This window comes from Streptomyces showdoensis (assembly GCF_039535475.1).
GTDB classification, from domain to species: domain Bacteria; phylum Actinomycetota; class Actinomycetes; order Streptomycetales; family Streptomycetaceae; genus Streptomyces; species Streptomyces showdoensis.
On record NZ_BAAAXG010000004.1, the window covers coordinates 33766 to 47086 of the forward strand.

11 protein-coding genes are annotated in these 13321 nt (G+C 74.2%); 3 read left to right on the forward strand and 8 right to left on the reverse strand.

Features of this window, described 5'->3' with window-relative positions:
• Window positions 1-45: 45 nt before the first annotated feature.
• The 7 genes from ABD981_RS02200 to ABD981_RS02230 form a co-directional block, all read right to left on the reverse strand.
• Window positions 46-2217 (reverse strand): protein kinase domain-containing protein, encoded by a 2172-nt coding sequence (locus ABD981_RS02200; protein ID WP_046905756.1) that lies wholly within the window; start codon window positions 2215-2217, stop codon window positions 46-48.
• A 50-nt stretch (window positions 2218-2267) separates the two neighbouring features.
• Complete coding sequence (locus ABD981_RS02205; protein ID WP_046905755.1) at window positions 2268-2591, reverse strand: hypothetical protein; 324 nt, start codon at window positions 2589-2591, stop codon at window positions 2268-2270.
• A 306-nt stretch (window positions 2592-2897) separates the two neighbouring features.
• On the reverse strand, window positions 2898-3143 hold the full coding sequence (locus ABD981_RS02210) for a DUF6296 family protein (RefSeq protein WP_046905754.1): 246 nt from the start codon (window positions 3141-3143) through the stop codon (window positions 2898-2900).
• 1 nt (window position 3144) lies between these two features.
• A complete protein-coding gene (locus ABD981_RS02215; RefSeq protein WP_046905753.1) occupies window positions 3145-4023 on the reverse strand; it encodes an N-formylglutamate amidohydrolase in 879 nt (292 codons plus the stop codon).
• Window positions 4024-4073: 50 nt separating this feature from the next.
• Window positions 4074-4982 carry an aldo/keto reductase gene (locus ABD981_RS02220; protein WP_046905908.1) on the reverse strand — a complete coding sequence of 303 codons (909 nt, stop codon included), beginning with the start codon at window positions 4980-4982 and terminating at the stop codon, window positions 4074-4076.
• A 173-nt stretch (window positions 4983-5155) separates the two neighbouring features.
• Window positions 5156-7435: an MMPL family transporter gene (locus ABD981_RS02225; RefSeq protein WP_046908186.1), complete on the reverse strand. Its 2280-nt coding sequence runs from the start codon at window positions 7433-7435 to the stop codon at window positions 5156-5158.
• Between the two features lie 147 nt (window positions 7436-7582).
• Window positions 7583-8029, reverse strand: coding sequence for an Lrp/AsnC family transcriptional regulator (locus ABD981_RS02230; RefSeq protein ID WP_046908185.1), 447 nt, complete (start codon window positions 8027-8029; stop codon window positions 7583-7585).
• A gap of 93 nt (window positions 8030-8122) precedes the next feature.
• Here ABD981_RS02230 and ABD981_RS02235 point away from each other — a divergent pair, with 93 nt between their 5' ends.
• From ABD981_RS02235 to fusA, 3 genes are all read left to right on the forward strand, one after another.
• The gene (locus ABD981_RS02235) at window positions 8123-8920 is read left to right on the forward strand and encodes an LLM class flavin-dependent oxidoreductase (RefSeq protein WP_046908184.1); all 798 of its coding nucleotides are present in this window, start codon (window positions 8123-8125) and stop codon (window positions 8918-8920) included.
• Window positions 8917-9357 (forward strand): nucleoside deaminase, encoded by a 441-nt coding sequence (locus ABD981_RS02240; RefSeq protein WP_046908183.1) that lies wholly within the window; start codon window positions 8917-8919, stop codon window positions 9355-9357. The genes ABD981_RS02235 and ABD981_RS02240 overlap by 4 nt, the downstream gene beginning before the upstream one ends.
• Window positions 9358-9691: 334 nt before the next feature.
• Window positions 9692-11725 carry an elongation factor G gene (gene fusA / locus ABD981_RS02245; protein ID WP_046908182.1) on the forward strand — a complete coding sequence of 678 codons (2034 nt, stop codon included), beginning with the start codon at window positions 9692-9694 and terminating at the stop codon, window positions 11723-11725.
• A 133-nt stretch (window positions 11726-11858) separates the two neighbouring features.
• Here the strand turns inward: fusA and argG are convergent, their stop codons facing one another.
• Window positions 11859-13313, reverse strand: a complete 1455-nt coding sequence (gene argG / locus ABD981_RS02250) for an argininosuccinate synthase (RefSeq protein WP_046908181.1) — start codon at window positions 13311-13313, stop codon at window positions 11859-11861.
• Window positions 13314-13321: the final 8 nt, after the last annotated feature.

The following is a 13321-nucleotide window of genomic DNA, read 5'->3' on the forward strand; positions in this document are numbered from 1 at the left end:
GAGGAGGGGTGCTCAACCTCCCCTCCCCGCACGGAGGTTGTGTGATCAGCGCCAGGCGGGATGGCCCTCCGGGGCGCTGCCGGTCGTCAGCCTGCGCTCGCCCGTTCCGTCCGCGCGCACCGCCCAGACGGCCGGCGTCTCGTACGGGCCGCGGACGAAGGCCAGCCAGCGTCCGTCCGCCGACCACGCCGGATCCATCTCGTGGGCCCCGGTCACCACCAGCGGCCGGTCGCCCGTCCCGTCCGTGCCCACCAGGCGGATGTCGCCCTTGGTGCCGCCCTGGTACGTGCCCGCCGTGTACGCGAAGGTACGGCCGTCCGGCGACCAGACGGCGTCCAGTGCCGGGTGCGGCAGGCGCGTCACCTGGCGCGGGGCCCCGTCGGGGGCGGACGGGTCCACCACGTGGATCTGCCAGTCGCCCGGAGTGGTCTCCAGGGAGACCGCGATCCGGGTCCCGTCCGGCGACCAGGCGGGGTCCTCCACGCGCCGGGTGCCGCTGGTGAGCTGCCGCGCGGAGCCGTCGGCCACGTCGACCGCGTACAGCTGCTGCACCCCGTCCTTCTTGCGCAGCACGGCGAGCCGGGAGCCGTCGGGGGACCAGGAGACGCGGCCGCCCGAGATCTCCGCGATCCGGCGCTCGCCGGAGCCGTCCGCGTTCGCCGTCCACACGGCCGTGCCCCCGGGCGTGACCCGGGTGAAGGCGAACGACCGCCGGTCGGGAGCCCATTGCGGCAGGACGTCGCAGGTCCCGTCGGGCAGCAGGCGCCGGGGCCGGTCCGTCGCCGCGGGCCGGACGGCGATCGCCCCGTGGCAGGCCTTGGGCCAGCCGGGTGCGGTGTCCTGCCGTACGAGCAGCGGCGCGGTCGGGAACGCGGCGGGTCCCGGGGTTCCGGACGACGCGCCGGTCTTCGGCTTGTCCCCGCCGCCCGGGGCGCCGGTCCACGGCTGCCAGACCAGGAGGCCCGCGGTGGCGCCGACGCCGCACACGAGCAGAGCGGCGACGACGGCGGTGCGCCGGGCCGGGCGCCGCCCCTCGCGCGGCCCGCCGGAGCCGGAGCCGGAGCCGGGGAGCGTGGGGGTCGGGGCGGGGAGGGGTTCCGTTCCGGCCGTGCCGTCCGCGGGTCGCACGGGGACGGTGACGGGCGGTTCCGGGGCCGCGACGGTCACCGCGGGTTCCGGTGACGGCTCCGGCCGGGCGTCGGGAGCGCCCTGCTGCGCGCCGTGCCCGACTCCGTACGGGGATCCGTGCTCGGCACCGTGTCCGGCGCTCTGATCGGCGCCCCGCTCGCCACGTTGCCCGGCGCCGTACGGAACGCCCTGCTCGGCGCCCTCGTCGGCGCCCCGCTCAGCGCTCTGGGGCCCGCCGAGCAGCCGTGTGGCCTCGGCCGGCAGCCAGCCCCCGTCCGCCTGGTGCCGGACGGTCAGCGACTGGAGGAAGGCGGTGGGGGCGGGTCTGTCCCCCGGGTCCTTGGACAGGCAGGCCAGGACGGGGGCGCGCAGCGACGCCGGGACGGCGCTCAGGTCGGGCTCCTCGTGCACCACCCGGTACAGCCGGGCGGCCGACGGCCCGTCGCCGAACGGCGAGCCGCCGGCCGCCTCGGCGAGGACCACCCCGAGCGCGAACATGTCCACGGCCGGGGTGATGGCACCGCCCATGAGCTGCTCGGGCGCGAGATAGCCGGGCGTGCCGACCTGGAACCCCGTCTGGGTCAGGGCGGCCGTGCCGTCCAGGGCCCGCGCGATGCCGAAGTCGATGACGCGGGGGCCGTCCTCGGCGATGATGATGTTGGCGGGCTTGAGGTCGCGGTGGACCACCCCGGCCCGGTGGATCGCCTCCAGGGCCTCCGCGAGGCCCGCGGCGAGGACGGTGAGGCTGTCCTCGGGGAGGGGCCCCACCCGGTCCAGGACCGCGCGCAGGGTCGGCCCGGGGACGTATGCCGTCACCAGCCAGGCGGGGTCGGCGTGCGGGTCGGCGTCGACGACGGGGGCGGTGTGGAAGCCGCCGACCTGCCGGGCCGCCTGCACCTCACGGGCGAAGCGGCGCAGGAACTCCGGGTCGGTGCCCAGCTCGGGGCGGACGACCTTGACGGCGACCGCCCGGCCGGACTGCGAACGGCCGAGGTAGACGACGCCCATGCCGCCCTGGCCGAGGCGCCCGACCAGTCGGTATCTGCCCCCGCCGACCGACTCCGGGTCGTTCGACTCCAGCGGCTTCATGCTGCCCCCTCGCGCGATGTACCGGGACAGGATCGCGCCCGGCGGGGCGATCAGTCCAGCGAGTGCTCCTCCCAGGTCTCGTCGTCGGGGTCGAACTCGGTGTGCGCGGACTCCCAGGTGGCCGAGGCGAGCTCGACGCCGGGGACGGCGCCGAGGAGGGCGACCGGGTCGATGAAGTGGGCGAGGGAGCCCGAGGGGTCCACGTCGATGGCCTCGACGGCCTGGGCGCGCTCGTCCTCCTCGAGGTACTCGTCGTCCTTGACCTGGGTGAGGGCGGCGGCCTTGAGCGCCTCCTCGTCGGTGATCTCGGCGACGAGTTCGATGGTGACGCGCACGTAGCGCGGAGTGGACTCGGAAGGGTCGGTGCTGGTCATCCGGGCAGCTTAGGCGACGGGAGCCGCACGCGCGCCCCCCGGGCGTCCCTCCGTTCGAAGGTCCGGCACCGGGACCGTACGATCGGTGGCGGCTCTCCCGGTGGGCGGGCCCGGGCCGGTCCGAAGGACACGGCCCAGGGGATCCGGGGGAGCGATGGAGCGGGGAGGCCCGGGGACGGACTTCGACGTGGAGACGGCGCCGTACGGACGCCGTGTCCCGGTGCGGAGGCTGCCGCGGCATCCGCAGCGGACCCGTCCGGGGTCGCTCGGGGGCTTCTTCCTCGCGGCCACGCGGCCGGACGCGGCTCAGCCGGGGTCGGACAGGGGCCGGGCCACGACCCCCTGAGGGGCCTCCTGGTGGCCGCCGGAGGCGAGGACGCGCACCTCGTCGCGGTCGCTGATCTCGGCGCGGATGATGCCGGTCGGATCGGCGTACACGGGGTGTCCGCCGGGCCCCTTGGCGGCGGTCCGCGCGACGACCACGAGGTCCTCCGCGGCGCCGTCGCCGCCGGAGAACACCAGCTCGTACCTGCGTGCGCTCACCCGGCTCATTTTACGCTTCCTCGCAGGCCGGGGCCTTTCCGACGGCCTCCGTGGGAGGGTTTCCGGACGCCTGGGGGTCCTGGCCGCCGAGCGCGTCGACCAGCTCGGCGAGGGCGGTGCCCAGGGCCCGCACGCCCGGACCCGCCGGGCCTCCCGGTTCGGTCATGTACCCGTCGCGGCGGATCTCCACCATCAGCGCGCCGACCCGCGGGTCGCGCCGGTAGTGGGCCAGGGGCACGTACGTGCCCGCGAAGGGGCTGTCCGTGCCGACCTCGCCGAACCCGGCGAACGCATTCCGGGCCGCCGCGAGCAGCGCGGGCGGCGTGTGGAAGGCGTCCGTGCCGAGGCAGACCGACGGGCGGGGGCCTTCGCCGTGCAGTTCGTACGGGAGGGTCCTCGTCGGGTACGAGTGGACGTCCACGATCACCACACGGCCGGCCGTCTCCAGGCGTTCGGCGACCGCGTCGGCCATCGCCCTGGCGTACGGGTGGAAGTAGCGGTCGAGGAGCGGCGCCGGGTCGAAGCCGTCCGGCCGCAGCTCGGCCCGGTGCGTGGTGCGGGTGTAGACCGCGCCCATCCCGACGGCCAGCATCTCCTCGCGCTCGTCCGGGAACCGCTCGGGGTCGACGACCAGCCGGGAGAGCCGGTTGACGAACCGCCAGGGGGTGGTGCCGGCGCTCGCCGCGGCCTCGGCGGCGATGTCCTCCGTGTACGCGTCGGTGATGTGGTCCAGTTCGCGCTCCAGCTCCTCGTCGCCGAGGACGATGCCGGCGCGGACCGCGTCCGGGATCACGCGCGAGGAGTGCGGCACGTGCAGCAGGACGGGGGAGTGCGCAGCGCCCGGGAGGAGCCGGTAGGAGGCGGTGGGCTGCGGCGGGCGGTCGGTCATCTGGCCTTTCCTCGGTCGGTGGGCCGGCGCGTGGGAAGTCGGCGCCGGGGTTACGGGAGTGCCGAGCCCCGGGCCGTGATCCAGAGCGTGTACCACTCCTCGTGGGTCAGCCGCGGCTCGCCGGCCGCCGCGTCCCGGCAGGCGCGGACGCGGGCCGGGTCGGTCGTGCCGACGACCGGGACGACGCGGGCCGGGTGCCGCTGGAGCCACCACAGGACGACGGTCTCCGGGGTCGTGCCCTTGGCCTCGGCCAGTTCGGCGACGAGCGCGGCCGTCGCGTGCTCCTCGGGGGTCTCCTGGCGTCCGGTGTAGCGGCCCTGGGCCAGCGGTCCCCAGGCCTGGAGGCCGATGCCGTGGGTGAGGCAGTGCTCGATCGTGCCCGCGGGGAAGCCGTTGGCCGCCGACGCCGGGGTGTTCACGAGCACGCCGTCCTCCAGCCAGTCCCGGCGCAGCAGGCTCATCTCCAGCTGGTTGGCGGTCAGCGGCAGGCTCAGCCGCTCCTGGAGGCGGGCGATCTGCGGCGCGTTCATGTTGGAGACGCCGAACCGGCGCACCAGACCCTGCCGGTGGAGCGACTCCAGGGCCTCCGCGACGTCCGCGGGGTCGGCGAGCGGGTCGGGGCGGTGCAGCAGGAGCACGTCGAGGACGTCGGTGCGCAGCCGGGTGAGGCTCTCCTCGACCTTCCGCACGATGGTGTCGCCGCGCAGGTCGTACATTCCGGGCCGGCCGCCCTCGGCGAGCCGGATGCCGCACTTCGACTGCAGGGTGATCCGCTCGCGCAGCCCCGGCGTACGGTCGAGGATCTCGCCGAAGACGGCCTCCGCCTTGCCGTGCCGGTAGATGTCGGCGTGGTCGAAGGCGGTGATGCCGCTGTCCAGGGCGGCGTGGACGGTCGCCTCGGCGGCGTCGATGTCGGCGGCGGTGTAGGGGCTCTCGTCCCAGCTCCCGCCGAGGCCCATGCAGCCGAGGACGAGGCGGTCGGTGCGGCGGTCGGACGTCTGATGTGCGGTCACGGGGCCAGCCTGCCACAGGGCGTCGGCCGCACCGGCGGCCCGGCCCCGCTCCTCCGCCCCCTCCCACCCCTCCGCACGCCCCCCGTCCCCCCGCCCCCCGACCCGTCCGGCCGGGCCGCTCAGCTGGGCCGGACGGGCGTCTCTGCGTCGCGCTCCAGCGCGGCCTCGCCCTCGGTGTCCAGGTGCGGCAGCACCCGGTCGAGCCAGCGCGGGGTCCACCAGGCGCGGGCCCCGAGCAGGGTCATCACCGCGGGCACCAGGAGCAGGCGCACGATCGTGGCGTCGATGAGGACGCTCGCCGCGAGGCCGAGGCCCAGCATCTTGACCACGATGTTGTCGGAGACGATGAAGGCCGCGAAGACGCTGACCATGATCAGCGCGGCGCAGGTGATCACCCGGGCGGTGATCTCCAGCGCGTGCGCGACGCTCGCCTTGGAGTCGCCGGTGCGCAGCCACGCCTCGCGCACCCGGGACAGCAGGAAGATCTCGTAGTCCATGCTCAGGCCGAAGACGATCGCGAACATCATCATCGGTACGTAGCTCTCGACGGGCACCTTGCCGGAGACGCCGAGCGCCGGACCGCCCCAGCCCCACTGGAAGACGGCGACGACGACCCCGTACGAGGCCGCGATCGACAGGACGTTGAGCACGGCCGCCTTGACCGCGACGAGGAGGCCGCGGAACACGGTGAGGATGACCAGGAAGGCCAGGCCGACGACGACGGCGATGATCAGCGGCAGGCGGCTGGAGACGATGTCCAGGAAGTCGACCTGGGCGGCGGTGGTGCCGGTGACGTAGGTCTGCGCGTCGGTGCCGGCGACCGCCTGGGGGAGGACGTCGTCGACGAGGTGGTCGGTGAGCTGGGTGGTGCGCTCGTCCTGCGGGGCGGCGACCGAGTAGGCCGTGCCGATGAGGACGTCGCCGTCCGGGGTGGCCTTCAGCTGGGTGATGGAGGCCGCGTCGGGGACGTCGGTGAGGGACTTCTGGAGTTGCGTGGCGAGCGCGGCCCGGTCCGCCTGCGGCACGTTCGTCTGGTCGACGACGAGGGTCAGCGGGCCGTTGGCGCCCGGTCCGAAGGCGGTGGAGATCAGGTCGTAGGCGCGCCGGTCCGTGAAGGACTTGGGGTCGGCGCCGTCGCCGATGTGGCCGAGCTGGATGAAGAACAGCGGGATGGCCAGGATGACGAGGGTCACGACTCCGCAGGTGAGGAAGGTCCAGGGGCGCCGCTCGACCCGCTGGGCGTAGCGGTGCCAGGTGCCGTGCGCCGTCGCGCCCGGCTCGGCGTCGGTCTCGGCGACCGGTTTGCGGACGTGGTAGCGGTCGATGCGGCGGCCGACGAGGCCCAGCATCGCGGGGACCAGGGTGAGGGCCGCGAGCACGGCGGTCACCACGGTGAAGGCCGCCGCGAGCCCGAGTTTGCCGATGAAGGTCACGCCGGAGACCCACAGGCCGGACAGGGCGATGATCACGGTGCAGCCGGAGACCAGGACGGCCCGGCCGCTGGTGGTGGTGGCCAGGCCCGCGGAGTCGGCGGGATCGTGGCCGTCCATGATGTTCTGACGGTGCCGGGTGATGAGGAACAGGGCGTAGTCGATGCCGACGCCCAGTCCGATCATGGTGGCGAGGGTCGGTGAGACCGTGCCGAAGGTGAAGGCCGCCGCGGTCAGGCCGAGCAGGGCGAGCCCGCAGATCGCTCCGATGAGGGCGGTGACCAGCGGCAGGACGGCCGCGATGACGCTGCCGAAGCCGATCAGGAGGACGACGATGGCCACCGCGAAGCCGATGGCCTCGCTGGTGCGGTCGTCGGGGGCGGGCCGGGCCAGTTCGCCGAGCGTGCCGCCGTATTCGACGGTGACGCCCGCGTCGCGGAGCGGCTGCACCGCCGAGTCGACGCCGTCGAGGTACTCGGTGCCGAGGGTGGACGGCGGGACGCTGAACCGCACGGTGATGTACGCGGTCTTGCCGTCGGTGGACAGCGGCCCGGTGTTGGGCACCGAGGACGGGGTCGTGGGCGGGGGAGTGCCCGGCGGGGGCAGCGGGTTCTGGGCGCTGAGCACGTCGGGCAGCTTCTGCAGCGAGGCGACCGCCGAGTTCACGGCGGACGCCTCGTCGGTAAGCGGTTTCGAGGGGTCGTTGAGCACGATCTGGGCGCCGTACCCGCCGGCGGCGGGGTCGTGCGCCTTCAGGACGGCCAGCCCGTCGGCCGACTGCACTCCGGGGAGCGTGAAGTTGTCGGAGTACTGCCCGCCGACCGCCCGATTGGCGAACTGCAGGCCCACGAGGGCCGCCAGCCACAGCACGATGACGACGACGAACCGTCGGGCACACCAGTGCCCGAGCCGGTAGAGGGCACTCTTACGCGGTGCGAGCCCGCCCGTGGCGGGGTCCTTTGCGCTCATGACGTGGCCACGTTCCGGTAGGGGAGTCCCCGAGCGGAGGCGGCGGCTACAGCGCGTCTTGCCGTACGGCCTCCCTGGCTCGTGCCTCCTCAGCCAATTGTTCGCCCTCGCAGGCGGGTCGGCATCTCGGGGCCGCGGAGGTCCGCCTCACGGCCGGTCGGGCCCCCGGAACGGCAGCGTCTGGCTGTAGACGACGCTGGTGGTCGTGGAGCCGAGGCCGGCCAGTTCGTCCATCAGCGCCTCAAGGTGGCCCATCGAGGTCGCGGCCACCTTGAGGGTGTAGCAGTCGTCGCCGGTGGTGCGCAGGCACTCCAGGATCTCCCGCCGCTCGGAGAGCAGCCGGCGCAGCGGCTGGTGCCGGTTGCCCGGGTACTTCAACCGGACGACGGCGAGCACCGGATAGCCGACCTTCGACAGGTCGACCGCCGCGTGGTAGCCGGTGATGACCCCCAGGGCCTCCAGCTGGCGCACCCGCTCCGTGGTGGCCGAGGGGCTCAGGCCGACCCGCCGCCCCAACTCGCTGAGCGAGAGACGGGCTTCCTGCTGCAACCGGGCGATGATCGCCCAGTCGACGTCGTCGAGATTCGCGGTCATGAGGCGACCCTACCGGGAAATCCACGGGAGAAGGGCTTCGGAAAAGGGAGTTCGCTCTTCAATCGTCCATGATCGCCGGGATAGCCTCCGACCATGCAACTAGGCGTCAACGTACCGAACTTCGGACCCGGCACCGATCCCGGGACGCTGCGCGACTGGGCGCGGGTCGTGGAGGGTCTCGGCTTCGACCTGCTCATGGTCTCCGACCACGTGGCCGTCACCCCGGACGTGGCCGAGCGCTACCCGGAGCCGTTCTACGAGCCCTTCACCACGCTGTCCTGGCTGGCCGGCGTCACCACCCGGGTGCGGCTCGGCACCACCGTGCTCGTGCTGCCCTACCGTCACCCCCTCCTGGTGGCCCGCATGGCAGCCAACCTGGACGCGCTCAGCGGTGGACGGCTCGTGCTCGGCGTGGGCGTCGGCTGGGCCCGCCGGGAGTTCGAGGCGCTCGGCGTGCCCTTCGCCCGGCGCGGGCGCGTCACCGACGAGCACCTGGCCGCCCTGCGCGAGGCCGGCATCGGCTCCGTACCGCTGTGGGTCGGCGGCAACAGCGAGGCGGGCGTCCGCCGCGCCGTCCGGTTCGGCGACGCCTGGCACCCGCTGCGGGGCACGCTGCCCTGGATGGGCTCGGTCGTGCGGAGCCACGCGCTGCCCGGGTTCGCGCCCCGCATCGCGCTGCGGCTGACCGACGCGCCCGTCGACGACCCCGAGCGGCTCGCCGGGGTCGGCTCCCTCGAACAGGTCCTCGACGACCTCGAACAGCTGCGCCTGCTCGGCGCGGGCACCGTCGTGCTCGACCCTTACCACGGAGACCCGGAGGCCACCCGCCGGCCGCACACCGCCTGGCGGGACCTCACCACCCTTGCCGCACACCGGAGGACCGCACCGTGATCACCCCCGCCGACGAGAAGCTGCTGCGCCGTGCCGTCGACCTCGCCGCCCGCGCCGTCACCCTCGGCGACGCACCGTACGGCTCGCTGCTCGCCGCACCCGACGGCACCGTCCTCGCCGAGGCGCACAACACGGTGCGCCGGGACGACGACATCACCGCCCACCCGGAGCTGAAGCTGGCCCGCTGGGCGGCGAGCGAACTCGACCGCGAGACCGCCGCCCGCACCACGATGTACACCAGCTGCCAGCCCTGCGGCATGTGTGCGGGCGCTCTGGTGCGCTCCGGCCTCGGCCGGGTCGTCTTCGCGCTCTCCACGGAACAACTGGTCGCGCTCAACCCGGAGTCGGGCGCCTGGCCGACCGTGCCGCAGGACGGCCCGGCCCTGTTCGACGCCGCCCGAGGCCCCATCGAGTCGTACTACGGGGCGAAGGGCTGACGCGCGAACCGCCCGCCGAAAAAGCGTTGTCCACCCGGGCCCGCTTCTCCCTAGACTCCCCGAAGCGGGCCGACAGGCCCGACCCGTCACCACCGCAGAGCCACGAAGGGAGCCGACCGTGCGTGCCCACGTCACCACCGCCGCCGTCGTCTCCCGCGCCCGGTACGACGTGATCCTGGCCTCTTCGTCCGTCCGGTGCCGGCTGCGCGGCCGGCACCGCTGACCCGCGACGAGGACGGATCCACGCACGCCTTTCCCGACTTCCGCGTGCCCGGCCCGCCGTCACGGCAATCGCGCTGCCCAGCCACCGCTTCGCACGCGAAAGACCACCATCATGCGTACCACCGGAAACGCCCGCACCGCCGTCCGCAACCTCGGCATCCTGGCCCACGTCGACGCCGGCAAGACCACCCTCACCGAGCGGTTCCTCTTCCTCACCGGTGCCATCCACAAGCGCGGCGAGGTCCACGACGGCACCACCGTCACCGACTTCGACCCGCAGGAGCGCGACCGCGGCATCACCATCTCCGCCGCGGCCGTCAGCTGCGACTGGGCCGGACACCGGCTGAACCTGATCGACACGCCCGGGCACGTCGACTTCTCCGACGAGGTGGAACGCGCGCTGCGCGTCCTCGACGGCGCCGTCGCCGTCTTCGACGGCGTGGCGGGCGTCGAGCCGCAGAGCGAGTCGGTGTGGCGCCAGGCCGACCGGCACGGGGTCCCGCGCATCGCCTTCGTCAACAAGCTCGACCGCGCGGGCGCCGACCTCGACACCGCCGTGCACTCCCTGCGCACCCGGCTCGGCACCGTACCGCTGCCCGTCCAGCTCCCCATCGGCAGCGAAGCCGCCTTCACCGGCGTCGTGGACCTGGTCCGCATGCGGGCGTACGCGTGGCCGGACGGGGCCGACACCTGCACCGAGGGTCCCGTGCCCGAGGAGCTGCGGGACGAGGCCGCACGCCGCCGGCGCCGGCTGACGGAGACGGTCGCGGAACTGCACGCCGCCGCCCTGGAGGAGTACTGCGAGCTCGGCACGCTCACGGAGCCCACGCTGGCCGCCGCGCTGCGCGACCTCACCCTCTCCGGCGAGGCCGTCGTCGTGCTCTGCGGCTCCGCCTACCGCAACCGCGGCATCGAACCGCTGCTCGACGCCGTCGTCGCCTACCTGCCCGCGCCGACGGACCTGCCGCCGGTCCGCGGGGACCGCCCCGCCGACCCGGAGGCGCCGTTCACCGCGCTCGCCTTCAAGGTGAGCGCCACGCCCACCGGCCGCCTGACCTACCTCCGCGTCTACGCGGGAACGATCCGCAAGGGGGACACCGTGCTCGACACCACCGCGCGCCGCAGCGAACGGATCGCCCGGATCCTGCGGGTCCAGGCCGACCGGACCACGGAGGCGGACCGGGCCGTGGCCGGCGACATCGTCGCCGTCGTCGGCCCGAAGGCCGCCCGCGCCGGTGCCACGCTCTGCGCCCCGGACGCGCCCATGCTGCTCGAACCGCCCGTCTCCGCCGACCCGGTCGTCTCCGTGGCCGTCGAGGCCCGGCGGGGCCTCGACACCGAACGCCTCGCCGCCGCCCTGGCCCGCCTCGCCGAGGAGGACCCGTCGCTGGTCGTGCGCACCGACCCGGAATCGGGCCAGACGGTGCTGTCCGGCCTGGGCGAGCTGCACCTGGAGGTGGCGGTGGAGAAGCTGCGCCGCGCCCAGGGCCTGGAGGTCACGGTGGGCCGGCCGCGCGTGGCGTACCGGGAGACCGTCGTCCGGGGCGTCACCGGACTCGCGTACCGGCACGTCAAACAGGACGGCGGCGCGGGCCAGTTCGCCCACGTCGTCATCGACCTCGCACCGCTGGAGGGGGCGGACCGGGAGGAGGCTCCGGGGGCGCCGGACTTCGTCTTCCGGTCGACCGTCACGGGCGGCCGCGTCCCGCAGGAGTTCGTGCGCGCGGTCGAGGCCGGCTGCCGCGACGCCCTCGCCGAGGGCCCGCTCGGCGGCCATCCCGTCACCGGCGTGCGCGTCACGCTCACCGACGGGGCGACCCATGTGAAGGACTCGTCCGAGCTCGCCTTCCGGGCCGCGGGCCGCTTCGCCCTCCGCGAGGCGCTCCGGACGAGCGAGCTGGCGCTGCTCGAACCGGTCGCCGAGGTCACCGTGACCGTGCCCGACAGCGCCGTCGGCTCCGTCCTCGGCGACCTGTCCGCCCGGCGCGGCCGGGTCACCGACTCGACCACCCGGGGCGGTACGGCGGTCCTGACGGCCACGGTGCCGCTGGCCGAGCTCTTCGGCTACGCGTCCCGGCTCCGCGGGCGCACCCAGGGCCGCGGGACCTTCACCACGCGTCCGTCGGGGTACGCCCCGGCCGGCTGAGCGGCAGCGCGGCCCGCGGGGGGCGCGGAGCACCCCGGAACACCGCAAGGCCGGCCCGGCGCCAGGGGCGTCGGGCCGGCCTCGGGGCGGGGCCGGCCCCGGGGGGTGGGCCGGCCTCGGGGGAGGGGTCGGGTCAGTCGGTGCCGGACTCCATCGCGGCGGCGTCGAGCAGCTCGTCCGCGGCCGAGACCTCGCCGCGCGAGGCGATCGCCTCGGCGCCGCCCTCGGGCATCTCCGGCATGGTGCCGATGAGACCGGTCGCCGCGGCCTGGGCGGCGCCGATCGCGGGGCTGCCGGTGCCGATCAGGCCGAGGCCGGCGTACTGCTCCAGCTTGGCCCGCGAGTCGGCGATGTCGAGGTTGCGCATGGTGAGCTGGCCGATGCGGTCCGTGGGGCCGAAGGCCGAGTCCTCGGTGCGCTCCATGGACAGCTTGTCCGGGTGGTAGCTGAACGCGGGGCCGGTGGTGTCGAGGATCGAGTAGTCCTCGCCGCGCCGCAGCCGCAGGGTCACCTCGCCCGTGACGGCCGCGCCGACCCAGCGCTGCAGGGACTCGCGGACCATCAGCGCCTGCGGGTCCAGCCAGCGGCCCTCGTACATGAGCCGGCCGAGGCGGCGGCCCTCGTTGTGGTACTGGGCGAGGGTGTCCTCGTTGTGGATGGCGTTGACGAGGCGTTCGTAAGCGGCGTGCAGCAGGGCCATGCCGGGGGCCTCGTAGATGCCGCGGCTCTTGGCCTCGATGATCCGGTTCTCGATCTGGTCCGACATGCCCAGGCCGTGGCGGCCGCCGATGGCGTTGGCCTCCATGACCAGGTCGACGGCGGAGCCGAACTCCTTGCCGTTGATGGTGACCGGGCGGCCCTGGTCGAAGCCGATCGTCACGTCCTCCGCGGCGATCTCGACCGAGGGGTCCCAGAAGCGCACGCCCATGATCGGCTCGACGGTCTCGACGCCGGTGTCCAGGTGCTCCAGGGTCTTCGCCTCGTGGGTGGCGCCCCAGATGTTGGCGTCCGTGGAGTACGCCTTCTCGGTGCTGTCCCGGTAGGGGAGGCCGTGGGCGAGCAGCCACTCCGACATCTCCTTGCGGCCGCCGAGCTCGGTCACGAAGTTCGCGTCGAGCCACGGCTTGTAGATCCGCAGGTGGGGGTTGGCCAGCAGGCCGTAGCGGTAGAACCGCTCGATGTCGTTGCCCTTGTAGGTCGAGCCGTCGCCCCAGATCTGGACGTCGTCCTCGAGCATCGCGCGGACCAGCAGCGTGCCGGTGACGGCGCGGCCGAGCGGGGTGGTGTTGAAGTAGGCGCGGCCGCCGGAGCGGATGTGGAACGCGCCGCAGGCGAGCGCGGCCAGGCCCTCCTCGACGAGCGCGGCGCGGCAGTCGACCAGGCGCGCGATCTCGGCACCGTAGGCCTTGGCGCGGCCGGGCACCGAGGCGATGTCGGGCTCGTCGTACTGGCCGATGTCGGCGGTGTAGGTGCAGGGCACGGCGCCCTTGTCGCGCATCCACGCGACCGCGACCGAGGTGTCGAGACCGCCGGAGAAGGCGATGCCGACGCGTTCGCCGACCGGAAGGGAGGTGAGGACCTTAGACATGGCAATAT

Coding starts and splice junctions, on each gene's coding strand:
- ABD981_RS02200 (WP_046905756.1), bottom strand. CDS start 2,217: ATGAAGCCGCTGGAGTCGAACGACCCGGAGTCGGTCGGCGGGGGCAGA.
- ABD981_RS02205 (WP_046905755.1), bottom strand. CDS start 2,591: ATGACCAGCACCGACCCTTCCGAGTCCACTCCGCGCTACGTGCGCGTC.
- ABD981_RS02210 (WP_046905754.1), bottom strand. CDS start 3,143: ATGAGCCGGGTGAGCGCACGCAGGTACGAGCTGGTGTTCTCCGGCGGC.
- ABD981_RS02215 (WP_046905753.1), bottom strand. CDS start 4,023: ATGACCGACCGCCCGCCGCAGCCCACCGCCTCCTACCGGCTCCTCCCG.
- ABD981_RS02220 (WP_046905908.1), bottom strand. CDS start 4,982: ATGGGCCTCGGCGGGAGCTGGGACGAGAGCCCCTACACCGCCGCCGAC.
- ABD981_RS02225 (WP_046908186.1), bottom strand. CDS start 7,435: ATGAGCGCAAAGGACCCCGCCACGGGCGGGCTCGCACCGCGTAAGAGT.
- ABD981_RS02230 (WP_046908185.1), bottom strand. CDS start 8,029: ATGACCGCGAATCTCGACGACGTCGACTGGGCGATCATCGCCCGGTTG.
- ABD981_RS02235 (WP_046908184.1), top strand. CDS start 8,123: ATGCAACTAGGCGTCAACGTACCGAACTTCGGACCCGGCACCGATCCC.
- fusA (WP_046908182.1), top strand. CDS start 9,692: ATGCGTACCACCGGAAACGCCCGCACCGCCGTCCGCAACCTCGGCATC.
- argG (WP_046908181.1), bottom strand. CDS start 13,313: ATGTCTAAGGTCCTCACCTCCCTTCCGGTCGGCGAACGCGTCGGCATC.